This is a genomic window from Mycolicibacterium sp. TUM20985, from assembly GCF_030295745.1.
Taxonomy (GTDB): domain Bacteria; phylum Actinomycetota; class Actinomycetes; order Mycobacteriales; family Mycobacteriaceae; genus Mycobacterium.
Map to the genome: position 1 here is coordinate 562,144 of NZ_AP027291.1, position 26,188 is coordinate 588,331.

Annotated in this window: 22 protein-coding genes and 1 tRNA gene; 15 read left to right on the forward strand and 8 right to left on the reverse strand. The window is 69.3% G+C overall.

Features of this window, described 5'->3' with window-relative positions; translation table 11 throughout:
- The first annotated feature begins 55 nt into the window (after positions 1-55).
- From QUE68_RS02710 to QUE68_RS02720, 3 genes are read left to right on the forward strand one after another with little or no spacing between them, the layout of a single operon-like run.
- Entirely contained in the window at positions 56-1,117 is a 1,062-nt protein-coding gene (locus tag QUE68_RS02710) for a 2,3-butanediol dehydrogenase (RefSeq protein ID WP_286275122.1), read from the forward strand.
- Positions 1,114-1,899, forward strand: a complete 786-nt coding sequence (locus tag QUE68_RS02715) for an acetoin reductase (RefSeq protein WP_286275123.1) — start codon at positions 1,114-1,116, stop codon at positions 1,897-1,899. Before QUE68_RS02710 ends, QUE68_RS02715 begins: the two co-directional genes overlap by 4 nt.
- Before the next feature lie 46 nt (positions 1,900-1,945).
- Positions 1,946-3,223, forward strand: coding sequence for a GAF domain-containing protein (locus QUE68_RS02720; protein ID WP_284232433.1), 1,278 nt, complete (start codon positions 1,946-1,948; stop codon positions 3,221-3,223).
- Between the two features lie 61 nt (positions 3,224-3,284).
- Here the strand turns inward: QUE68_RS02720 and adh are convergent, their stop codons facing one another.
- The 3 genes from adh to acs all read right to left on the reverse strand — a co-directional run bounded on the left by adh (position 3,285) and on the right by acs (position 8,240).
- Positions 3,285-4,808, reverse strand: a complete 1,524-nt coding sequence (adh, locus tag QUE68_RS02725; protein ID WP_284224399.1) for an aldehyde dehydrogenase — start codon at positions 4,806-4,808, stop codon at positions 3,285-3,287.
- A gap of 109 nt (positions 4,809-4,917) precedes the next feature.
- Positions 4,918-6,207 carry a helix-turn-helix domain-containing protein gene (locus QUE68_RS02730; protein WP_284224400.1) on the reverse strand — a complete coding sequence of 430 codons (1,290 nt, stop codon included), beginning with the start codon at positions 6,205-6,207 and terminating at the stop codon, positions 4,918-4,920.
- Between the two features lie 77 nt (positions 6,208-6,284).
- On the reverse strand, positions 6,285-8,240 hold the full coding sequence (gene acs, locus QUE68_RS02735; RefSeq protein ID WP_284224401.1) for an acetate--CoA ligase: 1,956 nt from the start codon (positions 8,238-8,240) through the stop codon (positions 6,285-6,287).
- A gap of 157 nt (positions 8,241-8,397) precedes the next feature.
- On the opposite strand from acs, the gene QUE68_RS02740 reads away from it, so the two are divergent.
- Positions 8,398-9,141: an oxidoreductase gene (locus QUE68_RS02740; protein WP_284224402.1), complete on the forward strand. Its 744-nt coding sequence runs from the start codon at positions 8,398-8,400 to the stop codon at positions 9,139-9,141.
- A gap of 424 nt (positions 9,142-9,565) precedes the next feature.
- Here the strand turns inward: QUE68_RS02740 and QUE68_RS02745 are convergent, their stop codons facing one another.
- A complete protein-coding gene (locus QUE68_RS02745; protein WP_284224403.1) occupies positions 9,566-10,420 on the reverse strand; it encodes an HAD-IB family hydrolase in 855 nt (284 codons plus the stop codon).
- A gap of 425 nt (positions 10,421-10,845) precedes the next feature.
- Here QUE68_RS02745 and ssd point away from each other — a divergent pair, with 425 nt between their 5' ends.
- The 7 genes from ssd to QUE68_RS02780 all read left to right on the forward strand — a co-directional run bounded on the left by ssd (position 10,846) and on the right by QUE68_RS02780 (position 15,359).
- Positions 10,846-11,922, forward strand: a complete 1,077-nt coding sequence (gene ssd / locus QUE68_RS02750; protein ID WP_284224404.1) for a septum site-determining protein Ssd — start codon at positions 10,846-10,848, stop codon at positions 11,920-11,922.
- Positions 11,919-13,085 (forward strand): TadA family conjugal transfer-associated ATPase, encoded by a 1,167-nt coding sequence (locus tag QUE68_RS02755; protein WP_284224405.1) that lies wholly within the window; start codon positions 11,919-11,921, stop codon positions 13,083-13,085. Before ssd ends, QUE68_RS02755 begins: the two co-directional genes overlap by 4 nt.
- Positions 13,082-13,852 carry a type II secretion system F family protein gene (locus QUE68_RS02760; RefSeq protein ID WP_284224406.1) on the forward strand — a complete coding sequence of 257 codons (771 nt, stop codon included), beginning with the start codon at positions 13,082-13,084 and terminating at the stop codon, positions 13,850-13,852. The genes QUE68_RS02755 and QUE68_RS02760 overlap by 4 nt, the downstream gene beginning before the upstream one ends.
- On the forward strand, positions 13,849-14,421 hold the full coding sequence (locus tag QUE68_RS02765; protein ID WP_284232447.1) for a type II secretion system F family protein: 573 nt from the start codon (positions 13,849-13,851) through the stop codon (positions 14,419-14,421). Before QUE68_RS02760 ends, QUE68_RS02765 begins: the two co-directional genes overlap by 4 nt.
- A gap of 107 nt (positions 14,422-14,528) precedes the next feature.
- Positions 14,529-14,696: a DUF4244 domain-containing protein gene (locus QUE68_RS02770; RefSeq protein ID WP_454786207.1), complete on the forward strand. Its 168-nt coding sequence runs from the start codon at positions 14,529-14,531 to the stop codon at positions 14,694-14,696.
- An 80-nt stretch (positions 14,697-14,776) separates the two neighbouring features.
- On the forward strand, positions 14,777-15,028 hold the full coding sequence (locus tag QUE68_RS02775) for a TadE family type IV pilus minor pilin (RefSeq protein ID WP_284224409.1): 252 nt from the start codon (positions 14,777-14,779) through the stop codon (positions 15,026-15,028).
- A 16-nt stretch (positions 15,029-15,044) separates the two neighbouring features.
- Positions 15,045-15,359 (forward strand): Rv3654c family TadE-like protein, encoded by a 315-nt coding sequence (locus QUE68_RS02780; protein WP_286275124.1) that lies wholly within the window; start codon positions 15,045-15,047, stop codon positions 15,357-15,359.
- Here QUE68_RS02780 and QUE68_RS02785 read toward each other — a convergent pair whose 3' ends face one another.
- Together QUE68_RS02785 and QUE68_RS02790 are read right to left on the reverse strand one after the other, a co-directional pair.
- Positions 15,360-16,418 (reverse strand): PAS domain-containing protein, encoded by a 1,059-nt coding sequence (locus QUE68_RS02785; RefSeq protein ID WP_284224411.1) that lies wholly within the window; start codon positions 16,416-16,418, stop codon positions 15,360-15,362.
- A 252-nt stretch (positions 16,419-16,670) separates the two neighbouring features.
- Positions 16,671-18,998 carry a DEAD/DEAH box helicase gene (locus QUE68_RS02790; protein ID WP_286275727.1) on the reverse strand — a complete coding sequence of 776 codons (2,328 nt, stop codon included), beginning with the start codon at positions 18,996-18,998 and terminating at the stop codon, positions 16,671-16,673.
- Positions 18,999-19,196: 198 nt separating this feature from the next.
- Between QUE68_RS02790 and QUE68_RS02795 the strand changes: the two genes are divergently transcribed.
- The gene (locus tag QUE68_RS02795; protein ID WP_286275125.1) at positions 19,197-19,787 is read left to right on the forward strand and encodes a hypothetical protein; all 591 of its coding nucleotides are present in this window, start codon (positions 19,197-19,199) and stop codon (positions 19,785-19,787) included.
- A gap of 133 nt (positions 19,788-19,920) precedes the next feature.
- On the forward strand, positions 19,921-22,740 hold the full coding sequence (gene topA, locus QUE68_RS02800) for a type I DNA topoisomerase (RefSeq protein WP_286275126.1): 2,820 nt from the start codon (positions 19,921-19,923) through the stop codon (positions 22,738-22,740).
- Here topA and QUE68_RS02805 read toward each other — a convergent pair.
- Positions 22,737-24,335 carry an adenylate/guanylate cyclase domain-containing protein gene (locus QUE68_RS02805; protein WP_284224415.1) on the reverse strand — a complete coding sequence of 533 codons (1,599 nt, stop codon included), beginning with the start codon at positions 24,333-24,335 and terminating at the stop codon, positions 22,737-22,739. The genes topA and QUE68_RS02805 overlap by 4 nt on opposite strands.
- Positions 24,336-24,428: 93 nt before the next feature.
- Here QUE68_RS02805 and QUE68_RS02810 point away from each other — a divergent pair, with 93 nt between their 5' ends.
- Positions 24,429-25,649 (forward strand): DNA polymerase III subunit delta', encoded by a 1,221-nt coding sequence (locus tag QUE68_RS02810; RefSeq protein ID WP_286275127.1) that lies wholly within the window; start codon positions 24,429-24,431, stop codon positions 25,647-25,649.
- 72 nt (positions 25,650-25,721) lie between these two features.
- A tRNA-Thr gene (locus QUE68_RS02815) sits at positions 25,722-25,797 on the forward strand.
- Between the two features lie 9 nt (positions 25,798-25,806).
- On the opposite strand, the gene QUE68_RS02820 is transcribed toward QUE68_RS02815, so the two are convergent.
- Complete coding sequence (locus tag QUE68_RS02820; protein ID WP_286275128.1) at positions 25,807-26,187, reverse strand: carboxymuconolactone decarboxylase family protein; 381 nt, start codon at positions 26,185-26,187, stop codon at positions 25,807-25,809.
- Position 26,188: the final 1 nt, after the last annotated feature.

A 26,188-nucleotide genomic window follows, 5' to 3' on the forward strand; every position in this document is an offset into this window, starting at 1 on the left:
ATGCAACGGGTTGCAACTCTATCGGCGTGTGGCTCGGGTCACCTAGACATGGACCATGAGAGCAGCTGTGTACTACGGACCGAACAAGCTCGAGATCGACGACGTCGCCGAACCGGAGACCACGCCCGGCACGGTGAAGGTGCGGGTGGGCTTCAACGGCATCTGCGGCACCGACCTGCACGAGTACTACGCGGGTCCGATCTTCGTGCCCACCGAGCCTCATCCGCTCACCGGCCAGCAGCTGCCGTTGACCCTGGGCCACGAATTCTCCGGCGTCATCACCGAGGTGGGGGCAGGCGTCGGCGACTGGGCGGTCGGTGACCGGGTCGCCATCATGCCGCTGTACCGGTGTGGCCACTGCGGGCCGTGCCGGGCGGGGAACTACAACATCTGCCAGCAGATCGGCTTCCACGGGCTGATGTCCGACGGCGGCATGGCCGAGTACACGGTCGTGCCGACCGACATGCTGCACCGCCTGCCCGACAACGTGTCCATGGAACTCGGCGCACTGGTCGAGCCAATGTCGGTGGCGTATCACGCGGCCACCCTCGGTGAGCCAAGCCCAGATGGGACGTCGATGGTGTTCGGCGCGGGACCGATCGGCATCGGGCTGTGGTTCGCGTTGCGCGGCAAGGGAATCGAGGACGTATTCGTCGTCGAGCCGTCGGCCACCCGGCGGGCGTCCATCGAAGCACTCGGCGCGCGCACGCTGGACCCGACGGCGACGGACGTCCCCGCCTTCATCGCCGACCACACCCGGGGCGCGGGCGCAGACGCGGTGTTCGACGCGGCAGGCGTGGCGCCTGCGGTGGAGACGGGGCTGGCCTGCGTCGGGGCGCGACGACCAATGGTGAGCGTCGCCATTTACGAAAAACCCTTGATCACACCGCTTCTCAACCTGGTGATGAACGAGTCCCGCATCCAGGGGTCGCTGTGCTACACCGGTGCCGACTTCGAAGCGGTGATCGACCTGATGGCGAAGGGCACCTACGACACGACGGGCTGGGTGACGGCAATCGCCCTGGACGACGTCATCGACGAGGGTTTCGAGGCGCTGCACGCCGGCAAGAAGATGAAGGTCCTGGTCGACCCGACGATGTCACGGACAGCATCGTGAGCGCGCCGCTGACGGGCAAGGTCGCGTTGGTCACCGGCGGCGGCCGGGGCATCGGCCGCGGTATCGCGCTGAGGCTGGCCCGCGACGGCGCCGACGTCGCGCTGGTCGACCTCGGACCCGACGGCATCACCGCCGTCGCCGACGAGATCAACGAGATCGGTTCGAGAGCAACCACATTCATCGCCGACGTCAGCGACCGTGAGCAAGTGTTCGCCGCCGTCGAGCACGCGACGTCCGCGCTGGGCGGTTTCGACGTGATGGTCAACAACGCGGGCATTGCCCTCGTCGCCCCGCTGGTGGACACCACGCCCGAGGACGTCGCCAAGATCTGGGCGGTGAACGTCGACGGTGTGCTGTGGGGCATCCAGGCCGCGGTGGGGAAGTTCAAGGAGCTCGCCCATCCCGGCAAAATCATCAATGCCTCGTCGATCGCCGGCCATGAAGGGTTCGCCATGCTCGGCGTGTACAGCGCCACCAAGTTCGCCGTCCGCGCGCTGACCCAGGCGGCGGCGAAGGAACACGCCGCCGACGGCATCACCGTCAACGCGTACTGCCCCGGGGTTGTCGGCACCGACATGTGGGTGGAGATCGACAAGCGGTTCGCCGAGCTGACCGGTGCCGCCGAAGGCGAGACATACGACGAGTTCGTGGGCGGGATCGCCCTCGGCCGCGCCGAGACTCCCGACGACGTCGCGGGCTTCGTCTCCTACCTGGCGGGTCCGGACGCCGACTACATGACCGGTCAGTCGGGGTTGATCGACGGCGGACTGGTGTACCGCTGACCTGGCCGATGGCATTCGGATGTGATCGGGAGCACAATCGGTGACGATGCACGAGCCGTCCGTTCCCGAACCGGCCGTCGCGGTCGGCGAGGATCCCCGTCGGTACGCGCGGCTCATGTCGGCGGTGTACGACGCGACGATGGCGGGAACCCGCGCGCCGGCCCGTCCGCGATCGGTGATCGAGGACTCCTGGCAGCGGATGCGGGCCAACCGGATCGATCCCGACCGGCTCGCCGCGCCCGTCGTCGAGCTTGCCGGACTCGAGATGCTGCGACGGTCCTCGGGTCTGCTCGCAGTGTTGGACGAGGTGTCGCGGAACCTGGAGTCACTGATCGCCGACGGGGACAACATCCTCGTCGTGGCCGACGCGCGCGGCCGCGTGCTGTGGCGCAGCGGCTCGGCGTCGGTGCTCAACCACGCCGATCGGCTGGGCTTCATCGAAGGCGCGCACTGGGGTGAGACGGCCGTCGGCACCAACGCCATCGGGACGGCGCTGGCCACCAGTCGGGCCGTAACGGTGTTCTCCGCCGAGCACTACCAGCGCAGCCACCACCCGTGGACGTGTGCCGGAGCGCCGATCAAGGACCCCAGGACGGGCCAGGTGATCGGCGTGGTCGACGTCTCCGGACCAGCGACCACGGTGCACCCGACGACGGTCGCGTTGGTGGACGTAGTCGCGAGGCTTGCCGAGTCGCGATTGCGCGAACAGCACGACCGCACGCTGAACCGGCTGCGGTCGGTGGCGGCGCCCATCCTCGCGCGGATCGGTGCGCCTGCCCTCGCCGTCGACAACGACGGCTGGGTGGCGGCGGTCGATTCGCTGCCGCTGCACACCAGGATCCTGCTGCCCGACGAGACGGCGCCCGGGCGCACCTGGGTGCCGCCGCTCGGCATGTGCGAGATCGAACTGCTACCCGGCGGCTGGCTGGTGCGACCCACCGACGAGGACGCCTCGCCGGGCATCTCCCGCGTCACGCTCGACGTCCGCGATTCGGGTGCGCCCTCACTGGAGATGGTGGGCCAGTTCGGCTGCTGGCGCCACGACATCTCGCCGCGTCACGCCGAGATCCTGCTCGTCCTCGCCACTCACCGCGACGGACGTTCGGCGCCCGACCTCGCCGGTGATCTGTACGGTGACCGGTCCCGGGTGGTCACCGTTCGGGCCGAGATGTCGCGGCTGCGAAAGCAACTCACCGGCCTGCTGCACGGTCGGCCGTATCGCTTCCCGCCGTCCGCGGTGGTCGACGTCTGCTACCCGGTGGATCGCACGACGCTGCTCGCCGCCTCCACGGCGCCCGCCATCCGGGCCATGCGCCGAACGTGACGCCACTGCGAGAAACCGGCTGGAATCTCGCAGTGGCGTCACGTTCGGCGGGCTGGGGCGTCTAGAAGAAGCCCTGGGCCTTGTTGCTGTAGGACACCAGCAGGTTCTTGGTCTGCTGGTAGTGGTCGAGCATCATCTTGTGGTTCTCGCGACCGATGCCGGACTGCTTGTAACCGCCGAACGCCGCGTGCGCGGGGTAGGCGTGGTAGCAGTTGGTCCACACCCGACCGGCCTTGATGTCGCGGCCGGCGCGGTAGGCGGTGTTGCCGTCGCGGCTCCACACGCCGGCGCCGAGGCCGTAGAGCGTGTCATTGGCGATCGCCATCGCGTCGTCGTAGTCGGTGAACGAGGTGACCGCGACGACCGGCCCGAAGATCTCCTCCTGGAAGATCCGCATCTTGTTGTGACCGGTGAATATCGTGGGGGCGACGTAGTATCCGCCGGACAGGTCGCCGCCGAGCTCGGCGCGCTCCCCGCCGGTGATGACCTTGGCACCCTCGTCCTTGCCGATCTCGATGTAGGACAGGATCTTCTCGAGCTGGTCGTTGGACGCCTGAGCGCCGATCATCGTCTCGGTGTCCAGCGGATCGCCCTGACGGACGGCCTTGGTGCGGATCGCGGCCAGAGCGAGGAACTCGTCGTAGATGTCGGCCTGAATGAGGCTGCGCGACGGGCAGGTACAGACCTCACCCTGGTTGAGGGCGAACATCGTGAACCCCTCGAGCGCCTTGTCCTGGTAGTCGTCGACGTTGGCCATGACGTCGGAGAAGAAGATGTTGGGACTCTTGCCGCCGAGTTCCAGGGTCACCGGAATCAGATTCTGCGATGCGTACTGCATGATCAGTCGCCCGGTCGTGGTCTCGCCGGTGAAGGCGATCTTGGCGATTCGATTGCTCGATGCCAGCGGCTTGCCCGTCTCGACGCCAAAGCCGTTGACTACGTTGAGGACTCCGGCGGGGAGCAGATCCCCGATCACCGACATCAGGTAGAGGATCGACGCCGGGGTCTGCTCGGCGGGCTTGAGCACGATGGCATTGCCAGCGGCGAGTGCGGGGGCGAGCTTCCACACCGCCATCAGGATGGGGAAGTTCCAGGGGATGATCTGTCCGACGACACCCAGCGGCTCGTGGAAGTGGTAGGCGACGGTGTCGTCGTCGATCTGGCTCAGCGAACCCTCTTGCGCGCGAATGGCTCCGGCGAAGTAACGGAAGTGGTCGACGGCCAACGGGATGTCCGCGTTGAGGGTCTCGCGAATCGGCTTGCCGTTGTCCCAGGACTCGGCCAGCGCGATCGACTCGAGATTCTCCTCGATGCGGTCGGCGATCTTGTTGAGGATGACCGAACGCTCCGCAGGTGAGGTCTTGCCCCACGCGGGCGCGGCGGCGTGGGCGGCGTCCAGGGCCTTCTCGACGTCGGACTCGTCGGAGCGGGCGACCTCGCAGAATGTCTTGCCAGTCACCGGTGTGGGGTTCTCGAAGTACCGGCCCGCGGTCGGCGCCACCCACTCGCCGCCGATGTAGTTGTCATAGCGGGACTCGAAGGTCATCAACGAGCCTTCGGTACCTGGCCGCGCATAAACAGTCATGTGGTTCCTCTTCTGCATCGGAGCGACGAAAGTGTGTCGGTCGTCACTCACGGTATGCCTTGAGGGGTTGCATCACGGTTGCAACGGCCGCACGAACCGAGGCGGGCGGCTAGCCGAGTTCGAAGTCGAGGCCGGCGAGGTGACCCTTGGCCTGAGCCCGCACGACGGGCCTCACCCGCGCGCTGTCCTGCAACAGCCGCCAGCCATCGCGATCGTCGCGGCCCTCGGGGAGTTGGAGCCACCGCCGCAGCAGCGCGAGACTCCCCGTCGCCATCACCGCTCCGCGCAGGCTGGTGCTCATTTCGGTACGCAAGCGACCGACCGCCGGAGACACCGACTGGCTGAGCAGCGGCCCGGCGTACCCGTCGAGGGCGGCGGCCACGTCACCGGCGGACAGGGCGTCGAACACGTCGGCGACATCGCTCGACACCGGTCCGTTGAGCCGGTAGGGCCGCGAGGTGAGCAGCTCCGGTCCGACGACCTTGCGCAGCCGCGACATCTCCGCGCGGACGGTGACGACGTCGAGGTGCTTCTCGTCCAAGAGCATGGCGAGGTGGTCCGCACTCAGGCCCTCGGGATGGCGGCTCAGCAGAACGAGGATGTCGGCGTGCCTGCCGGTGAGCGTGGTGCGGTGCATGTGCCCGTACCCGTCGGTGCTCTCCCATTGCGCACGTCCGGCGCCGAGCACCGTCAAGCGGGGCGGCCCGACGGGGCGCGGCTCGGTGTGGGCGGATCCGGTGAAACGCAGCAGGGCCAGATGGTTCTCGACGGCGACGACGGTCGCGCGCACCAGCGCCAGCGTCTGCTGTGACGACACCTCGGCTCCACCGGTCAGGTCGATCGCCCCGATCAGCGCGCCCGTCGCGGGGTCGTGCACCGGCACGGCCGTGCAACTCCAGGGCTGCACGATGCGGGAGAAGTGCTCGCTGCCGTGGATCTGCACCTCGGCGTTCAGCGCGAGCGCGGTGCCCGGCGCGTTAGTGCCCGCACTGCGCTCACTCCAGTCGGCACCCGGCACGAAGTTCATCGCTTCGCCCTTGCGGCGGGCCGTCGAGTCGCCCTCCACCCAGAGCAGCGTCCCGTCGGCCCCACTGATCGCGACCATCACACCGGAGGACGTCGCATCGTCGACGAGCAGTCGGCGGATCAGCGGGAGTGCCGACGCCAGCGGATGCGCCGCGCGCATGCGGGCCACGCTCTGCGCAAGCTCGGTGGACCGGGCACCGCTGCGATCGGGATCCACGCCGCGCGCCAGGCTGCGCTGCCAGCTCTCGGCGACGACCCGTCGCAGCGGGGTCGTATTCAGGTACGTGGCGTCGACGTCACCGGCGACGAATAGTTCGTGAACCGCGCGCACCTTGGCCGACGGGACGAGGGCCGACACCCTGGCTGCCTTCACGGTCGATCACGCTCCTCGCGACGCGCATGGACGCCGCGCCTAGCAGCCACGATAGCCTCGCGCCGCCGTGTGCACCGCTACTTGCTGGCGCGGATGGCTTCGAACACGCCGGGGTCGAGCAGCGTCGAGGTATCGCCGAGTTCGCGGCCTTCGGCGACGTCCCGCAGCAGACGCCGCATGATCTTGCCGCTGCGGGTCTTCGGCAGTTCCGGAACGACGTGAATCTCGCGGGGCCGCGCGATCGGGGAGATCTCGGTGGCGACCTGCTTGCGGAGCTCGTCGATCATCTGCTCCTGCGGAGTGTCCGCGTGGTGGGCCTTGAGGATCACGAACGCGCAGATCGCCTGACCCGTGTGCGCATCGGTCGCGCCGACGACCGCGGCCTCGGCGACGCCGGAATGCCCGACGAGTGCCGACTCGACCTCGGCGGTCGAGATCCGGTGGCCGGAGATGTTCATGACGTCGTCGATGCGGCCGAGCACCCAGATCTCGCCGTCCTTGCCGTAGCGGGCACCGTCACCGGCGAAGTACCAGCCGCGGTCGGCGAACCGCGACCAGTAGGTCTCCTTGAAGCGTTCGGGGTCCTTCCAGATGCCGCGCAGCATCGAGGGCCACGGCTTGTCCAGGACCAGGTAGCCGTTGGCTTGTTCGCCGTGGTCGGTGCCCGGTTCGAGCTGGTTGCCGTCGTCGTCGACGATCATCGCGGAGATCCCCGGCAGCGGACGCATCGCCGAACCCGGCTTGCAGGCCGTGACACCGGGGAGCGGCGAGATCATCGCCGAGCCGGTCTCCGTCTGCCACCAGGTGTCGACGATCGGCGTCCGGTCCGTGCCGAACGCCATGCGGTACCAGCGCCACGCCTCCGGGTTGATCGGTTCGCCCACCGAGCCGAGCAGTCGCAGGCTGGACAGGTCGTGCTCAGCGGGAAGCTGCCTGCCCCACTTCATGAACGTGCGGACCAGGGTGGGCGCGGTGTAGTAGATCGTCACGCCGTACTTCTCGATCACCTGGAAGTGCCGGTGCTCGTCGGGTGACGCCGGCGTGCCCTCGTAGACGACCTGCGTCACGCCGTTCGACATCGGTCCGTAGACGATGTAGGTGTGCCCGGTGATCCAGCCGATGTCGGCGGTGCACCAGTAGACGTCGGTCTCCGGCTTCACGTCGAACACGTTGAAATGCGTGTAGCTGGACTGGGTGAGGTAGCCGCCCGTGGTGTGCATGATGCCCTTGGGCTTACCCGTCGTCCCGGACGTATAGAGCAGGAACAAGGGATGCTCGGCGTCGAAGGCCTCTGGCGTGTGATCGGGTGAGGCCGAATCGACCACGTCGTGCCACCACAGATCGCGACCGTCGGTCCACTCGACGTCGATGCCGGTGCGCCGCACCACGACGACGTGCTCGACGCTGTCGGAGCCCTGGACCGCTTCGTCGACTGCCTCCTTCAGCGAGGCGGCCTTGCCGCGGCGGTACTGCCCGTCGGTGGTGATGACCAGCTTGGCTTCGGCGTCCTCGATGCGGGCCCTCAAGGCCGACGCGGAGTAGCCGGCGAACACCACCGAGTGCATTGCGCCCAGGCGGGCACAGGCCAGCATCGCCACGATCGCCTCGGGCACCATCGGCATGTAGATGGCGACCCGGTCACCGGCGACCAGGCCCAGTTCGGTGAAGGCATTGGCGGCCTTGGAGACCTCGTCCTTCAATTCGGCATAGGTGATGGTGCGTTCGTCGTCGATGGGTTCACCGACCCAGTGGATGGCGACCCGGTCGCCGTTGCCCGCCTCGACGTGCCGGTCGACGCAGTTGTAGGCCACGTTGAGACGCCCGCCGACGAACCACTTGGCGAAGGGCGCCTCCGACCAGTCGAGCACGTCGGTGAACGGAGTCTCCCAGGACAGTCGCTCGGCCTGGGCCGCCCAGAACGCGAGGCGGTCCTCTTCGGCTTCGTCGTACAGCGCGGCCGTGGCGTTCGCCTGCTCGGCGAAACCGGCGGGGGGCGGATAGGAAGACGTGATCTCCGTGTCGGTCTCGGGCATGGGTGTGAGCGTAGTCACCACGCACGACTGCGACGGGCCGTACTCACACCGACGGCTGCGGAAGGCGGCCGCCGCGCGACGAACGAGCGGGTGAGCGGGTCCAACGGTCGACGCACCCCGCGCCGAACCGACGTCGAGAGGCGTTAGCGTGTCCTGCGTGGCCAATCCCGACCCCCTTGCCCCACTGGCGGAACTGCCCGGGGTTGTCGACGCCGGCGAAGAGGCCCGCGAGGCGCTGGCCCTGGCTCATCGACACAAGGCGAACCGGCGCGGCTGGCCGGGGACGGCGGCCGAGGCGGCCATGCGCGCCGCCCGCGCCTCGTCGGTCCTCGACGGCGGGTCGCTCGTGCTCGAACCGGACGACGGGCCAGACCCCGTCCTCGCTGGAGCACTGCGGGTCGCCGAGGCGCTCGAGGGTGGGGCGACGTCCATGGTGGGGGTGTGGCAGCGTGCGCCCTTACAGGCGATCGCGCGGCTTCATGCGCTCGCCGCAGCGGACCTGACCGATGACGACCGGCTCGGCCGGCCGCGTGCGGATGCCGGGGTGGGACGTCGTCTGGAGATGCTCGCCGACGTCGTGACGGACACCCGAGTTCCCGCGCCGGTGCTGGCCGCGGTCGTGCACGGCGAGCTGCTGGTGCTCGCACCCTTCGGGGTCGCCGACGGCGTGGTGGCCCGCGGCGTGTCGCGGTTGGCGACCATCGCCAGCGGTCTGGATACGCATGGTCTCGGTGTACCGGAGTCCTTCTGGATGCAGAAGCCCGGCGACTACCGCGCGGCCGCTCGAGGTTTCGAGTCCGGGACGCGGGAGGGGCTGACGGCATGGCTCGTCAACAGCAGTCATGCGTTGACGGCCGGAGCGCGGGAGGCGCTGGCGATCGCCGAGGCTTCGCTCAAGTGACGACCAGCAACGTGAAGCGGGCGACGGCCCGAAGATGATTCGGCCCGTCGCCCGCTAGCACGGAACACTGGGTACCAAGCGTGCTCGGTGGGCTGCGTGGGTGGCCTCGGCGTCCTTGCGGTGCGCTACGGCTGCTCACCCCACCCAAGGGATGGTCGCTTGGCGTTCGCTATCGCAATGGCGCAGGCCCGCAACACTTCTGCCATTATCGCGGCTTGTGCTCCGCGTGGGTTCGCAGGGTCCGTGCTGGGATGCCTGGCTTAGGAGGACGAACCTTCTCTTCCGATTCGGCCTTGGCCTCACCCGGCTTCCGTGACTCCTTTGTACTCCGTGACGGCGGTCACATCAAGGGTCAATTGGGCCGAGTCGTCAGATCGTTACTCGGAGGCTTCAGCAACCGTCGTCAAAGGAGGTGTTCGCGCCGTCAGAACAGGAACCGGCGCAGCAACGTGTAGCTGAGGGCGCCGGCGGCCAGCGCACTGACGCCGACCGCCACCGACGTGGCGACCGCGGCACTCGACGGCGCGCTGATGCGGTCGCGTAGGGAGATCGGTCGGGAGAACGTGACGACGGGCCAACCGCGACTCACCGCTTCCTTTCGCAGGGCCCGGTCTGGGTTGACCACCGTCGGGTTCCCGACCGACTCGAGCATCGGCAGGTCGGTGATCGAGTCGGAGTAGGCGTAGCAGTGCTCGAGGGCGTAATTCTCGCGCGCGGCGAGCTCCTGGATCGCTTCGACCTTGCCGGCCCCGTAGCAGTAGAAGGCGACCTCGCCGGTGTACTTGCCGTCTTCGACCACCATGCGCGTGGCCATCGCGTGGGTGGCCCCCAATGCGCGGGCGATCGGCGCGACGATCTCCTCACCGGACGCCGAGACCACGACGACGTCTCGGCCGCACAGCTTGTGGTCGGCGATGAGATTGGCCGCCTCGGCGAACACCAGCGGGTCGACGATGTCGTGCAGGGTCTCGGCGACGACCGACTTGACCTGCTCGACGTCCCAGCCGGCGCACATGGTGGTGAGATACGAGCGCATCCGGTCCATCTGCTCGTGGTCGGCGCCGGACATCATGAACAGGAACTGCGCGTAGGTGGACTTCAGCACCGCCTGGCGGTTGATGAGCCCCTGATCGAAGAACGGTTTGCTGAATGCGAGCGTGCTCGACTTGGCGATGACCGTCTTGTCGAGATCGAAGAACGCGGCGGTCCGGGCAGGGCGGTCAGCGGCACCGGATGCCGGAACTGTCGGGTCCGCCGGGGCGGCGCCGGAAGCGGTCACGGTTTCAGCATATGTGGCGGTCGCGCCGGGCGGACCAGGCGCCGGGGGGAAGTGGCAGTCTGAGCCAGCTGTCCCTCGCTGTAACTTTCCAGGTCACAATGCCATTCCGCGGCAACCCTCACGGCGGTGGTGTCTTGTGCTGCTCCACATTTTCGTGTGTATAGTGAGCATCACTCGGCTTATGCCGGGTGTGCATCAGCCCGACCCCCCGGGGCTGATACACGACGACCTCCGCCTCCTCCCCCCTGGCGGGGGTCGTCCTTTTTTAGCGACAAATTTGTCATTCGGCCCCTACGTTGGGCGATGCTTCCTCCCGGTGTTTGCGCGTTGGCGCGGACCGTCGTTGTTATCCACAGTCGCGCATTCATGCACATTCTGGTTCCGAGCCATGGCGGAGCGTCGGACCGCGGCGCCACAGTGAGCGGATGAGCACGAACACCGGCATCCTCTCCGTGGTCGTCGACCCGGCACTGCGCGCCGACGTCGATCGCGTGGCCGCCGCATCTGGGATACGCGTGCTTCACGTCGGCGAGCCCTCCAGCCGCAAGGTGTGGACGGCGGCATCGGCGATCGTCCTCGACGCCGACGGCGCCCGCCGCTGCGTCGAGCTGGCCCTGCCGCGGCGCGACCGTGTGCTCGTCGTCTGTCGAGCCGAGCCGCTGCCCGATCATTGGCAGCTGGCAATCTCCGTTGGTGCGCGACGTGTCGTGTCGTTGCCCGCTGACGACGGCGCCCTGGTGTCGGAGTTCTCCGATGCGGCCGAGGCGGCGGGCGATGACGGCAGGCGCGGAGCCGTGCTCGCTGTCATCGGCGGCTGCGGCGGAGCCGGCGCCACGGTCTTCGCGACGGCCCTCGCCCTTGGTGCACCCCAGGCGCTACTCATCGACGTCGACCCATGGAGCGGCGGAATCGATCTGACGCTCGGCAGCGAACACGACGTTGGGTTGCGGTGGCCGGACCTGGCCCTCGGCGGCGGACGAGTCGGCTACCCCGCCCTGTGCGCGGCGCTGCCGTCGCGCCACGGCGTCGCCGTGCTGTCGGCGGGTCCGACGGGCGGCGAGATAGACGCCATCGCGCTGGGCGCCGTCATCGATGGGGGCCAGCGCGGCGGTGCCACGATCATCTGCGATCTGCCGCGGCGCCCCACAGCGGCCGTCGGCGCCGTCCTCGACGTGGCCGACCTGGTCGTCGTCCTCGCTCCCGCCGACGTGCGGTCGTGCGCAGCGGCAGCGTCTGTCGCTCGGTGGATCGGCGAGGCCAATCCGAATGTCGGCCTCGTCGTCAGGGGCCCCGCGCCCGGCGGGCTCGAGTCGGCCGACGTAGCCCGCATCACGGGGCTGCCCGTGCTCACGGCGATGCGGCCGCAGCCGGGCCTCGCGGCTGAGCTCGAGCACGACGGCATGCGCCCGCGACGCCGGTCACCGCTGATGTCGGGTGCCCGACACGTGCTCGACGTGCTGCACAGGCAAGCGCGCACCACCGACCAGCGGCGCGTCGCGTGAACGCCTCGCTGATCGAGCGGGTCCGGGAGCGGCTGGCGACGGAGTCCGGCTCGCTGCGGCCGAGCGTCGTCGCCGATGCCATCCGCGCGGAGTCCTCCGGTGTGCTCGGTGACACCGACGTGCTGAGCAACCTCCGGCTGCTGCAGACCGAGTTGACCGGCGCTGGCATCCTCGAACCGCTGCTGTGTGCCGAGGGAACCACCGACGTGCTGGTGTCGGCCCCCGACTCCGTCTGGGTGGACGACGGCCGCGGGTTGCGCCGCACCGCCATCCGCTTCGACGACGAGGCGGCGGTGCGCCGGCTGGCCCAGCGTCTGGCGCTGGCCGCGGGGCGCCGTCTGGACGAAGCGCAGCCCTGGGTCGACGGTCAGCTCACCGGCGTGACCGCAGGCGGCTGCACCGTCCGGCTGCACGCCGTACTGCCTCCCATCGCTCCCGCGGGCACGTGTCTGTCGCTGCGCGTCCTGCGGCCGGCGACACAGGACCTCGCGGCACTCGTCGCCGCGGGCGCCATTGCCGACGAGGTCGTGACGGTGGTGCACGACCTACTCTCGGCGCGCCTGGCCTTCCTCGTCTCGGGCGGCACCGGCGCAGGGAAGACGACGCTCTTGTCCGCCATGCTGGGCGCCGTGGCGGCCGACGAGCGGATCGTCTGCGTGGAGGACGCGCCCGAGTTGGCGCCGCGGCATCCCCACCTGGTCAGCCTCGTCGCCAGGTATGCCAACGTCGAGGGCGTCGGCGAGGTGACGGTCCGCGACTTGGTGCGCCAGGCGTTGCGAATGCGTCCCGACCGCATCGTGGTTGGTGAGGTCCGTGGCGGCGAAGTGGTCGACCTGCTCGCGGCGCTGAACACCGGCCATGACGGTGGCGCGGGCACCGTGCACGCCAACAGCCCCGCAGAGGTGCCCGCGCGGCTCGAGGCGCTCGCCTCCGTCGGCGGGCTCGGACGCTCCGCGCTCCACAGTCAGCTCGCCGCCGCCGTACGGGTCGTACTGCACGTCGGCCGCGATCGCAACGGAACGCGGCGCCTCGAGGAGATCGCCGTCCTGCGTCGCGGCGACGACGGGATGGTGTCCGCGGTCAGCGCGTGGCATGCCGACCGCGGCTTCGCGACGGGCATGGAGCGGCTTGCCAGCCTGCTGTCTGCACGGGGAGCGTCGTGACGGTCGCGGCGTTGGCCCTTGCCCTGGCCCTTCTGGTGGCGCCAAGACCTCCGCGGCACCGGTTCGTCGCCACCAGATCGCCACGATGGATCCGCCCGGCGGCCGTGCTCGCGGGTGCGGGCGTGATCGCGGTCCTGGCGCCGGTCGGAGCGACGCTCGCCGGAGCGCTGGTTGCGGCGACGGTCATGTTGCGCCGCACCGGTTCCCGCCACCGGGCGCGCCGCGCTGAGGAGTCCTCGGCCCTGCAAAGTGCGCTGACGGTGTTGGTGGGGGAGTTGCGGGTCGGTGCGCACCCGGTCGTGGCCTTCGAGTCGGCGGCGGCCGACGTGGCGGGGCCCGTCGCGATCGCGTTGCGGTCGGTTGCGGCTCGCGCGCGGTTGGGGGCGGACGTGGCGGCCGGTTTGCGTTCGGTAGCAATGACTTCCACGGTGCCGGGCTACTGGGAGCGGCTGTCCGCCAGTTGGCTGCTGGCTCAGACGCACGGTTTGGCGATCGTCGCGCTCGTCCGCGCGGCGCAACGTGACATCGTCGCGCGGGAGCGGTTCGCCTCCAGCGTGGCCGCCGGGATGGCCGGCGCGCGGGCGACCGCGGCGATCCTGGCCGGACTGCCCTTCCTCGGCGTCGCGCTCGGCCAGCTCATCGGTGCACGGCCGCTGCGCTACCTCCTCTCCGGCGGTACCGGCGGCTGGTTGCTAGTGATCGGTGTGACGCTGGCGTGCGCCGGGCTGTGGTGGTCTGATCGCATCACCGACCGGGTGCTCGGATGAGTCTGGCGGCGGTGCTGCTGGCGTTGGCGGTGCTGCTCACCGGCGGTCGGGTGCGGAACTCGAGGCGGGATCCCGCCGCCGCAGGGCCGTCACGGTCGGCGGCCGTTCGGTCGAACGATCCGCTTGCCGTGGCGTCGAGCCTCGACGTGTTCGCCGCGTGTCTGTCGTCCGGCATGGCCGTGCCCGGGGCGGCGCGGGCCACGGCACCGTTCGCCCCACCGTCGCTGGCCGTCGTCCTCCAGCGCGCGGCCGAACTGCTGGCGCTGGGCGCCGACGCGGCCACGGCCTGGTCGACCGCGGGCGCGACCGGTGACGATCACGTCGACGCGCTGTGCAGTCTCGCGCGCCGGTCGGCGGCCTCGGGAACCGCCTTGGCGCAGGCGGTCTCCGAGCTGGCCGATCAGTCTCGACTGGACGCCGCCGATTCCGCGCGGGCGGCCGCCGAGAGGGCATCGGTGCTCATCGCCGGTCCGCTCGGTCTCTGCTACCTGCCGGCGTTCGTATGCCTGGGGATCGTCCCGGTGGTGGTCGGACTGGCCGGCGACGTATTGCAGTCCGGAGTGTGGTGACCGAGGGCGTAGCGCGCGGAGGGACCGCGGGCCGTGGAGGGAAGAAATGAGGAAAAGCGATGTCGAAGAGATCGAAAGATATTCTATTGCAACGGTTTCAAGCGAGGATGATCGTGCTCGCGATGGACGATTCCGGTATGTCCACCGTCGAGTACGCCATCGGGACGATCGCCGCCGCGGCGTTCGGGGCGATCCTGTACACCGTGGTGACCGGCGATTCGATCGTGAGTGCACTGACGAACATCATCACGCGGGCACTGAACACCAACGTCTAGGTCTTGGCGGGGACTCTGGTGGTGTCACCGTCGAGGCGGCGTTCGCGGTCGCCGCACTGGTCGTCGTGCTGGTGCTGTGCATGGGAGGACTCGCGGCGGTGGGGATGCAGGTGCGGTGCGTCGACTCCTCGCGGGAGGCCGCGCGGTTGGCGGCCCGCGGTGACCAGGGCGCCGCCTCGGACGCCGTGCGCAGGGGTGGGCCCGCAGGTGCGGAGTTGGTGCTGCGGCGCGACGGCGGGTTCGTCCTCGCGCGGGTCAGTGCGCGGTCGATCCTATTGCCGGGCCTCACCATCGGGGCCGAGTCGGTGGCGTGGGTGGAACCCGGCCGGTGAGCGCGGATCGGCGAGCGTGGTGGCCGCCGCGATGATGGCGATCGTGATGGCGTTGACCGTCGGTGGAGCGATGGTGGGCTCGGCGGTGATCGCCCGGCATCGCGCGCAGGCGGCGGCGGATCTGGCCGCGCTGTCGGCGGCGGGCCACCTCGCGGCGGGGCAGCAGACGGCGTGCGCGTCGGCCGCGGCGCTCACCACCGCGATGTCGGCGACGCTGGCGTCTTGCACGGTCGAGGATCTCGACGTCGTGGTGACCGCCGAGGTTGCCGTCGGGCTCGGTCGTTGGGGTGTCCATGCGGCGAGGGCAGCCGCCCGCGCCGGGCCCGCCTGACTAGGACCGCGCGGTCTTCTCCGCGCGCGCCTTGGCCCGACGACCCTTGCGCGACGGCACGTTCAGCTCGTCCTCGGTCGGCAGGCGCAGGGACAACATCCCGGCGTAGGTGTCGTCGTCGATCTCGACGCGGTGAGCGGTGACGTGAATCGGCGTCCACCCGCCGTCGTGCGCCCGCAACCGCAGCACGTGGGACGCGACGCCGGAGTCGAAGGCGGTGGCCATCTCCGACAGGTACACGCCGTCGTCGGGATGGACGATCAGTTCGCCGTCGTCGCGGGCGTGCCATTCGTAGAACGGACACGGTTCGTCGAGCCACTTCAACAACTTCCACGTCTTCAGGTCGACGAGTGCGCGGTGGACACCGGGCTGGGCCAGACCGTCGAGGAGGCGCTGCCCGAGATCGTCGGGGTGCTCCGCGGAGGCGTCGCGGACACCGCGCCAGTTCATTGCCCGGCAAATCAGGCGGTCACGCCCGGTGTCGTCGGGCTCCTGCAAAACCCGGGCGGCGAATCCGACGGTGATCGGGTGGCCCTTGTAGTCGGTGATGTCCCAGGTACTACAGAAGGTGCGGCCCGCCTCGGGCTTGATGGCTACGGCCAACACCCGCGCCTCGCTTGGATTCAGGCTCCGTGCGGGGAGATCCTCGGCAAACGCCCGCCCCTGAGTGGCCTCGACGGTGGGGTCGAGCCCGCTGTTCATCAACGATTCCGGCGTGTCCGTGGCGATCCCGTTGGACAGATCCCACTTCAACGGGCCGGGCAGGATCCGGTCCGGGGGATCCTCGTGCGGCGATCCGCTCCAGATGTGCACGCCATGAATGCGGCCATCGGTCATCTGCACCACCTCGGTGCGAATCACCCGATCGCTCTTGGGGGTCAGGCTGCTGAGCGGCTTGCCCGCATGAACCGCCTCGTTGATGGCCGTCTGAATGGCCATCAGATTTGGGTTCCTTCGCAGGAAGGCGCTGATGGGGACCAGGTTCTTGGTGTGCTGACCCTGTGCGACGACGGCCGGTTCGGCGCCAAGTGTCTCCACCAGGAGCCAGTCTTGCGTCATGGCGGCATCCTACCGTCGGGTAGGCCTGGCCCCACCGCATCGAGTGGCCAGCGTCACTACCCTCGTGGAACCGTTGCGGACACCGGCTGGCACGCGGTACTTTGCGCGTGCGCCCGGGAAACCGGGATTGAGAGCGGATCGTGTCGTCCGACCGTTCCTCGCAGTCGTCTAGGCGTTTGGCGTGCGTTGACTAGCGCCCGTCGCCGCGCCGTGGCAGACGTCCGTCGAGGGGTGGGTCGTCGCCACGGCGGGTCACGCCGCGGTCTCCAACGCGCCGAGCACGAGTCGTAGCACCGCCACGGCGCCAGCCTTGTCGAGTGGGTCGTTTCCGTTCCCGCACTTGGGCGATTGGACGCACGACGGGCAGCCCGCCGGACATTCGCACGCCTCGATCGCCGATGCCGTCGCGTCCCACCAAATTCCGAGCTGGCGGTATCCGCGGTCGGCGAAGCCCGCTCCACCGGGATGGCCGTCGTAGACGAAGATGGTCGGCGTTCCGGTCTCCGGTCCCACCGCCATCGACACCCCGCCGATGTCGCCGCGGTCGCAGCTGGCCACCAGCGGGAGCAGTCCGATCGCCGCATGTTCGGCAGCATGTAGTGACCCGGGCACCCGCGTGTCGGCAATGCCGCTGCGCTGCAACATCTCCGGCTCGATCGTGCACATGACGGCCATCGTGTCGAGCGAGTGAGTGGGCATGTCGAGGTCGACGAAGTCGATGACCTCGCCGTTCAGCCGCCTCCGTAGATAGCCGATCACGGTGTGGCTCACGCACACCGGCACCAGTCCCACGGTGACGGCGCCGAGCGTGCGGCGCTCACCGGTGCCCGTCACGGTCACGTCGGTGAGCTCCCTGGCCGACGTCGAGTAGCCGGGATCGTCGGCACGCACGAAGGCGATGCCGTCCTCGAAGTCGAGGGAGTCGACGACGTAGCTCTCCCCCTGGTGCAGGTAGACCGCGCCCGGGTGTACCGACGACGGCGCCTGACCCGCTCCGGTACTTCCCAGCATGCGACCCGTTCCGGTCTCCACGATCGCGATCTGCCCGCCCGAGGAGCCCCGGATGTCAACGGCCGGATGCGGATCCAGTCCCGGCGCGGGGAAGTAGCCCGCCGGTCGTCGCCTCAGCAGGCCGTCGTCGACGAGCGTGCCCGCGACCGCTTCGGCGTCCCACATCCGTACCTCGGCCTCGGTGAGTGGCAGCTCCGTTGCCGCGCAAAGGAGTTGTGGCCCAAGGACATACGGATTGGACGGATCGATCACGACCCGTTCGATGGGCCTGTCGAGCAGCGCGGCGGGGTGGTGCACCAGGAACGTGTCCAGCGGGTCATCCCTGGCGATCAGCACGATCAGGGCGCTCTGTCCGCGTCGCCCGGCCCGGCCCGCCTGCTGCCAGAACGAGGTGACCGTGCCGGGGAACCCGGCCAGGACCACCGCGTCGAGACCGGCGATGTCGACCCCGAGTTCGAGTGCATTGGTGGTGGCGAGCCCGCGCAGCTCGCCGTCGGTCAGGGCCCGCTCCAGGGCCCGCCGGTCCTCGGCCAGGTACCCGGCGCGGTAGGACGCCACCAGCCCGGACAGCTCTGGCGCGACCTCCTCGAGCCGGGCCCGCGCGCCGAGGGCGGTGAGCTCGGCTCCGCGTCGCGACCGGACGAACGTCAGCGTGCGCGCGCCCTCTGCGATCAGATCGGCCATCACCCGGCCCGCCTCGGACCCGGCGGATCGCCGGACCGGGGCTCCGTTCTCACCGATGATGTCCGCCCGCAGGGCCGGCTCCCACAGGGCCACCGTCCGGCCGCCCTGCGGTGAGCCGTCGTCGGTCACCTCGGCCACCGCGTGCCCCAACAGCTCCGAGGCGGTCGCCGCGGGCAACGACGTGGTGGCGCTGGCGAAGATCACGGTGGGGCCCGAGCCGTCGGCCGGTGAGTAGCGCTCGCACAGGCGCACCAGGCGGCGAAGCACCATCGCCACGTTGGACCCGAATATGCCTCGGTAGTAATGACATTCGTCCACCACGACGTACTTCAGATTGCGCAGGAAGACCGCCCAGCGGGCGTGGTTGCGCAGCAGCGAGAGGTGAATCATGTCGGGGTTGGAGAAGATCCACCGCGATCGCTCGCGGGCGAACCGTCGCGCGTCGGTCGAGCTGTCACCGTCGTAGGAGCTGGGTGCGACGTCGGTGAGCCGTTCGACCGCGTTCGTCAGCGACTGGGCGGCCCGCAGTTGGTCGTGCCCGAGCGCCTTGGTCGGGGCGAGGTACAGCGCCCTGGCGCGCGGGTCCGCCGCGAGCGTCGTCAGGATCGGCAGTTGGTACGCGAGCGACTTGCCGGAGGCGGTTCCCGTACTGATCACCACGTGGCGACCCGAGTGGGCGAGATCTGCGGCGGCCGCCTGATGGGTCCAGGGCTCGGCGACGCCCCGGTCGCGGAAGGCGTGCACGACGTCCGGGTCGGCCCACTGCGGCCAGGGCTGCGAGCGGGCCCGGCGGGGAGCGAGGTCGGCGACGTGACGCAGCGGGTGCTCGTCGGGCCTGATCCCGTCGACGGCACAGGCGAGCAGCTCCCGGCCGAAGTCGGAGATCTCTCCCGAAATCGCGTCGACCACTCCTTCGGACACCTACCTTCCCTGGAGAATCCTAGGTGGCGCACCCCGACGGCACCGCCCGTCGCCGCGAGGGTGCCACACGGGACCGACCAGCGGCCCCGTGGCGCAACTGGTGGGCCGCAGCTGCGGCCCGGTGTCGTGGCACGGATGCCTGGCTGGCCTAGTGTCGGGATCGTGAGCCAGCTGTCCTTCTTCTCGGCAGAGGCGGTGCCCCCCGCGGTCGCCGACCTGACCGGGATACTGGCTGCGCCGGGACAGATCGTGCTCGTCGGCCAGGGCGATGATCGCGCCGCCCGCTTGTCGGTGGTGGTCGATGAGCTGTGGCGGGCGGAGGCGCTGGCGGAGATGATCGCCGAGGCCGGCCTCGAGCCGGAGATCGGCCGCACCGACGAGGACAACCCCTTGGTCCGCACTGCGCCCGACCGGCGACTGTCGGTGATCGCGACGAACTGGACCCGAGGCGCCGTCAAGACCGTGCCGCCGCAGTGGTTGCCCGGTCCGCGGGAGCTGCGGGCGTGGACGCTGGCCGCGGGCACCTCCGAAGTCGACCGTTATCTCCTTGGGTTGGATCCGCACGCGCCGGACACGCATTCCGCACTGGCCTCGGCAATGATGAGGGTGGGAATCGCGCCGACGTTGATCGGCACCCGCGGGACGCGCCCGGCGCTTCGGATCAGTGGTCGCAGGCGGCTATCGCGCCTGGTAGAGAACGTAGGGGAGCCCCCGGGCGACAGCGAGGCATTCCGCCATTGGCCGCACACCTGAGGGGCGCCGGTGTGGGAGCCAGTTTGCGTAGGCTCGCCGGGAGTGCGAAATTGTCAGGTGCCGTGGGCTGGTGGGACCGCTGATTCAGTGGTCACGCGTCCGCCGGCAGCGGAGAAGTGGAGCGTAAACAGAGTTGGCTGACCAGGACAGTGGCAGCGGCAACCGCGGGATCAGGCGACTCGTCATAGTCGAGTCGCCTACCAAGGCGCGCAAAATCGCCGGGTATCTGGGGTCCAACTACATCGTCGAATCGTCGCGTGGACACATTCGCGACCTCCCACGCGCCGCGGCCGACGTCCCCGCCAAGTACAAGTCGGAACCGTGGGCGCGGCTCGGGGTGAACGTCGACGCCGACTTCGAACCGCTCTACATCATCAGTCCCGAGAAGAAGAGCACCGTCACCGAGCTCAAGAGCCTGCTCAAGAACGTCGACGAGCTCTACCTCGCGACGGACGGTGACCGTGAGGGCGAGGCCATCGCCTGGCATCTGCTCGAGACGCTGAAACCGACCATTCCCGTCAAGCGGATGGTCTTCCACGAGATCACCGAGTCGGCCATCCGGGCGGCCGCCGACGACCCTCGCGACCTCGACATCGATCTGGTCGACGCGCAGGAGACCCGGCGCATCCTCGACCGGCTCTACGGCTACGAGGTCAGCCCCGTGCTGTGGAAGAAGGTGGCCCCGAAGCTGTCCGCCGGCCGAGTGCAGTCGGTGGCCACCCGGATCATCGTGCAGCGCGAGCGTGAGCGCATGGCGTTCCGCAGCGCCGGCTACTGGGACGTCACCGCGGAACTGGACGCCAGCGTCTCGGACGCCCAGGCATCCCCGCCCCGGTTCACGGCCAAGTTGAACTCCGTGGACGGCAAGCGGGTCGCCAGCGGCCGGGACTTCGACTCGCTCGGAGGGGTCCGCAAGCCCGACGAGGTGCGGGTGCTGGACGAGGCGTCGGCGTCGGCCCTGGCCGGCGGACTGCGGGGGGCCCAGCTCTCCGTGGCGTCGGTGGAGCAGAAGCCCTACACCCGCCGGCCGTATCCGCCGTTCATGACCTCCACGCTGCAGCAGGAGGCCGGCCGCAAGCTGCGGTTCAGCTCGGAGCGCACGATGAGCATCGCTCAGCGGCTGTACGAGAACGGCTACATCACCTACATGCGTACCGACTCGACGACCCTGTCCGAGACGGCGATCAACGCGGCCCGCAACCAGGCCAGGCAGCTCTACGGCGAGGAGTACGTCCATCCGACGCCCCGCCAGTACACCCGCAAGGTCAAGAACGCGCAGGAGGCCCACGAGGCGGTCAGGCCGTCCGGTGACGTCTTCCAAACCCCGGGACAGTTGCACTCCGCGCTGGACAACGACGAGTTCCGGCTCTACGAGCTCATCTGGCAGCGGACGGTCGCCTCGCAGATGGCCGATGCCCGCGGAACGACGCTCTCGCTGCGCATCGCTGGTGAATCACGTACCGGCGAGCAGGTCGTGTTCAACGCCAGCGGCCGCACCATCACGTTCCCGGGCTTCCTGAAGGCCTACGTCGAGAGCCTCGACGAGCAGGCCGGCGGCGAGGCCGACGACGCCGAGAGCCGACTGCCCAACCTGACGCAGGGGCAACGCGTCGACGCCTCCGACCTGACCGCCGACGGGCACACCACCAGCCCGCCGGCCCGCTACACCGAGGCGTCGCTGATCAAGTCGCTCGAAGAGCTCGGCATCGGTCGGCCGTCGACCTACTCGTCGATCATCAAGACGATTCAGGACCGCGGTTACGTCCACAAGAAGGGCAGTGCGCTGGTCCCGTCGTGGGTGGCGTTCGCCGTCATCGGGCTGCTCGAACAACACTTCGGGCGCCTCGTCGACTACGACTTCACCGCGGCCATGGAGGACGAGCTCGACCAGATCGCCTCGGGTAACGAACGAAGGACGAACTGGCTCAACAACTTCTACTTCGGCGGCGATCACGGGGTTGACGGCTCGATTGCCCGCGCAGGTGGGCTCAAGAAGCTGGTCGGCGGCAACCTCGAAGAAATCGACGCGCGAGAAGTCAACTCCATCAAGCTGTTCGACGACGATCAGGGGCGGGCGATCAACGTCCGCGTCGGCCGCAACGGGCCGTACCTGGAGCGAATGGTCGTCGACGAGGACGGCGAACCCGGAGAGCTCAAGCCGCAGCGCGCCAATCTGAAGGACGAGCTGACCCCCGACGAGCTCACCCTCGAGCTCGCCGAGAAGCTGTTCTCCACACCGCAGGAGGGCCGCAGCCTCGGCGTCGACCCGGCGACGGGTCACGAGGTCGTCGCCAAGGACGGCCGCTACGGCCCCTACGTCACCGAGGTGCTGCCCGCGCCGCCGGAGGAGCCGGACGACGGTGCGCCGGCGAAGAAGGGCAAGAAGCCTCCGGTCGGCCCGAAGCCGCGTACCGGTTCGCTGCTGCAGTCGATGGACCTCGAGACGGTGACGCTCGAGGACGCACTGAGGCTGCTGTCGCTGCCGCGGGTGGTCGGCGTCGACCCCGCAAACGGCGAGGAGATCACCGCGCAGAACGGGCGGTACGGTCCATACCTCAAGCGCGGCACCGACTCTCGCTCACTGGCCAACGAAGACCAGATGTTCACCGTCACCCTCGACGAGGCACTCAAGATCTACGCCGAGCCCAAGCGGCGCGGCAAGCAGGGGGCCGCGACGCCGCCCCTTCGCGAGTTGGGTACCGACCCGGTGTCGGAGAAGCCGATGGTGATCAAGGACGGCCGCTTCGGTCCGTACGTCACCGACGGCGAGACCAACGCCAGCCTGCGCAAGGGCGACGACGTCATGTCGATCACCGATGGCAGGGCATCCGAACTGCTGGCCGACCGTCGCGCGCGGGGCCCGGTGAAGAAGAAGGCGCCCGCGAAGAAGGCGGCGAAGAAGACGCCCGCCAAGAAGGCGCCCGCGAAGAAGGCCGCAGCCAAGAAGGGCTAGGACTCGACGGACTCGACTCGGCTCGGGATGTTGCTGGAGACAGCAAGATTGAGCGGCCGCGCCAACTGCGTCGGAGCGCTCCGGCCACGCAGCTCGACGATCTCGCCGACGTCCCAGCACAGTGCCTCGGCGTCGAGGGCGCCGCTGACGGCGATCGCCGAGGCCAGCACGTGGCCTTCCTCGAGCTTGGCCAGTTCGGTGAGGCGGGCGGCCTCGTTGACGGGGTCGCCGATGACGGTGTACTCGAAGCGGGCCTGGGCGCCGATGTGCCCGGCGATGGCCCGGCCCGCGGAGACGCCGATGCCGAATTCGGTCTCGCCCAACACCTCCAGTAGTTCGTCGTGCAGCTCGCGGGAGGCGGCCAGCGCCCCGCCGGACGCGTCGGGGTGTTCGATCGGTGCGCCGAAGATCGCGAGCGCGGCGTCACCCTGGAACTTGTTGACGAAGCCGCCGTGCCGGTTGACGCTATCGACGATGACGCGGAAGAACTCGTTGAGCAGGCTGACGACCTCGGCCGCGGGTCTGGTCGAAGCGAGCTGGGTGGACCCGACCAGATCGACGAACAGTACGGCGACGTCACGTTCCTGGCCGCCGAGCTCCGTGCCTCGCTCGAGGGCGCGACGGGCGACGTCCTCCCCGACGTAACGGCCGAACAGGTCCCGAAGTCTTTGCCGTTCGGCCAGATCGCGGACCATGTCGTTGAAACCGGCTTGTAGCAGTCCCAATTCGCTGGCGTCGTAGATCTGCATGTGGGCGTTGTAGTTGCCACGTTGGACTTCGCCGAGGGCCCAGCGCAATTGGCGCAGCGGATCGGCGATCGACATCGCCACCAGCACGGTGCCCGCCAGCCCGATGACCAGTGCGGCGATGGCCAGCAGCAGGATCGGCGTGTTGAGCCGCTCCGCTGGTGCGGTCAGGATCTCGAACTTGCTGGCCACCAGCGCCAAGACGATGGCCAGGATCGGCACGCCGGTGGACAGCACCCAGGTGAGCACCTGGCGCTGGATGACGCCGGGCGCCCGGAAGTTCTCCGGGACACCCCCGCGGAGGGCGGCGACGGCGACGGGCCGCAGCACGCGCTCGGACTGCAGGTAGCCGATGATCGCGGTGGCGGTCGCGCCCAGCGCGGTGGCGACCGCGACCACGGGCGCGGAGCGGCTGGCCACCGGCCAACTGGCCGCGATGAACACGATGGATCCCAGGCACCAGTTCGAGACGCTGATGACGGACCGGTAGTAGGGCATCCTCAGGGCCCGCACGCGGGCCAGCGCCGTGACGTTGGGGTCGCTACCCCCGAGCAGGCTGTCGCGGCGTTGCCAACGGATCACGGGGAGCAGCAGCCGCAGCGTCAGCCAGGCCGCGACGGTGAACGAGACGAACAGGTAGCCAAGGAAGATCGCCAGGTTGAACGCGGGCAGGTCCTGGAGTTGGACGCGGTCCTCGGACGGTAGCCCGAAGCGCAGGAAGCCCAGCACGAAGAGGGCACCGATGATGTCGGCCTGCAGCATGCCGAGGGTGAACACCGGCCACGGGGTGCGCGCCACCCACCGGACGAATGCGGTGATTCGCCCGATCGGTGCGGAGTGCGTGGCCATTGGCTAACCGTATCGGTCCGCAGGCACCGATACGGGCCCTGCAAGTCGCCATCTTGGGCTGGTGTCGCCGACGAGCACTAGGGTGACCTCTCGATGAGCGGTGTTTTCTCGCGTCTGGTGGGCCAGGACGCCGTCGAAGCAGATTTGGTGGGCGCGGCGTGGGCAGCCCGCGGTGATTCGGCTCACAACCCGCTGGCGGCGGGGGCCTCGGGCGGCCGGATGACACACGCGTGGCTGATCACCGGGCCGCCCGGTTCGGGTCGATCCATCGCCGCGGTGTGCTTCGCGGCGGCCCTGCAGTGCACGTCCGAGGGCGTTCCCGGGTGCGGTGAGTGCCGCGCCTGCACGACGACCATGGCGGGTACGCATGCCGACGTGCGGCGGATCATCCCCGAGGGTCTGTCGATCGGCGTGAAGGAGATGCGCGACATCGTGCAGATCGCGTCACGTCGGCCGGGCACCGGACGATGGCAGGTCGTGGTCGTGGAGGACGCCGACCGGCTCACCGAGGGCGCCGCGAACGCACTGCTCAAGGTCGTGGAGGAACCGCCGGCGTCTACGGTCTTCCTGCTGTGCGCGCCGTCGGTCGATCCGGAGGACATCGCGATCACGCTGCGGTCGCGCTGTCGCCACGTCGCGCTGGTGACGCCTCGACTCGAAGCGATCGCCCAGGTGTTGATCGACACCGACGGTATCGGCGCTGACGATGCCAGGTGGGCGGCCTCGGTCAGCGGCGGTCACGTCGGCCGGGCGCGTCGGCTGGCCACCGACGAGCAGGCCAGGCACCGCAGGGAGCGCGCGCTGGGGCTTGCCAGGGATGCGGCGACGCCGGCCCGGGCGTACGCGGCCGCCGAGGAGTTGGTGGCCACCGCGGAGGACGAGGCGAAGGCGCTCACCGGGGATCGCAACGAGGCCGAGACCGAGGAACTGAGGACGGCGCTAGGTGCGGGCGGCACGGGCAAGGGCGCCGCCGGAGCCCTGCGAGGTGCCACGGGCGCGCTGAAAGACCTTGAGAAGCGCCAGAAGTCGCGACAGACGCGGGCGTCGCGGGACGCATTGGACCGGGCTCTGATCGACCTGGCGACGTACTTCCGCGATGCGCTGCTGGTGTCGTCCGGGGCGGGCGGAATGCAGGCCAACCATCCGGACATGGCCGACAAGGTGGCTGCGATGGCTGCGCACGTTCCGCCGGATCGGCTGCTGCGCTGCATCGAGGCGGTGCTCGGGTGTCGCGAGGCGCTGGCGGCGAACGTCAAGCCCAAGTTCGCCGTCGACGCCCTCGTCGCCACCGTCGGCCAGGCGTTGCGGGGCTGACTTTGGGGACTGGGCACCGGCTCACGTAGACTCGTCCCGCCCTGATCCGACGTGCGCGTCGGGCGGGTGGTTGCCGCCTTAGCTCAGTCGGTAGAGCGTCTCACTCGTAATGAGAAGGTCCCGGGTTCGATTCCCGGAGGCGGCCCCACGGGGCAGTTCACCCGTCGGCGAGCGCCTTCGCGGCGACGTTGCGCGCCGTGGCCGCCGCGGGAAAGCCGGCGTAGCCGCTGGCGTGATAGACCACCTCGGCCAGTTCGTCGTCGGTGAGCCCGTTGGTGCGTGCGATCCTGAAGTGGGCGGCGAGTTCGTCGGAGGCGCGCAAGGCGATCAGGATGCCCAGGGTGACGAGGCTACGGTCGCGGCGACTGATGCCTTCGCGGGTCCACAGTCTGCCGAAGACGCTCTCCACGCCGATGTCCATCAGTTCGGGCGCGAAGCCGTCATGACCGAAGTCGACCTGATCGTTGGGGCCGTCGGGAAGGACGCCCGGCAGGAGCTCGCGGAAGACCTGCAAACCCTCGTCACGTAAGTTAGTCACG

Bases quoted from the DNA above. Each gene is read 5' to 3' on its own strand.
- QUE68_RS02720 (WP_284232433.1), top strand. From the start codon at position 1,946: ATGCACGAGCCGTCCGTTCCCGAACCGGCCGTCGCGGTCGGCGAGGAT.
- QUE68_RS02765 (WP_284232447.1), top strand. From the start codon at position 13,849: ATGAGTCTGGCGGCGGTGCTGCTGGCGTTGGCGGTGCTGCTCACCGGC.
- QUE68_RS02785 (WP_284224411.1), bottom strand. From the start codon at position 16,418: ATGACGCAAGACTGGCTCCTGGTGGAGACACTTGGCGCCGAACCGGCC.
- acs (WP_284224401.1), bottom strand. From the start codon at position 8,240: ATGCCCGAGACCGACACGGAGATCACGTCTTCCTATCCGCCCCCCGCC.
- ssd (WP_284224404.1), top strand. From the start codon at position 10,846: ATGAGCACGAACACCGGCATCCTCTCCGTGGTCGTCGACCCGGCACTG.
- QUE68_RS02770 (WP_454786207.1), top strand. From the start codon at position 14,529: ATGATCGTGCTCGCGATGGACGATTCCGGTATGTCCACCGTCGAGTAC.
- QUE68_RS02775 (WP_284224409.1), top strand. From the start codon at position 14,777: ATGGGAGGACTCGCGGCGGTGGGGATGCAGGTGCGGTGCGTCGACTCC.
- QUE68_RS02710 (WP_286275122.1), top strand. From the start codon at position 56: ATGAGAGCAGCTGTGTACTACGGACCGAACAAGCTCGAGATCGACGAC.
- QUE68_RS02805 (WP_284224415.1), bottom strand. From the start codon at position 24,335: ATGGCCACGCACTCCGCACCGATCGGGCGAATCACCGCATTCGTCCGG.
- adh (WP_284224399.1), bottom strand. From the start codon at position 4,808: ATGACTGTTTATGCGCGGCCAGGTACCGAAGGCTCGTTGATGACCTTC.
- QUE68_RS02810 (WP_286275127.1), top strand. From the start codon at position 24,429: ATGAGCGGTGTTTTCTCGCGTCTGGTGGGCCAGGACGCCGTCGAAGCA.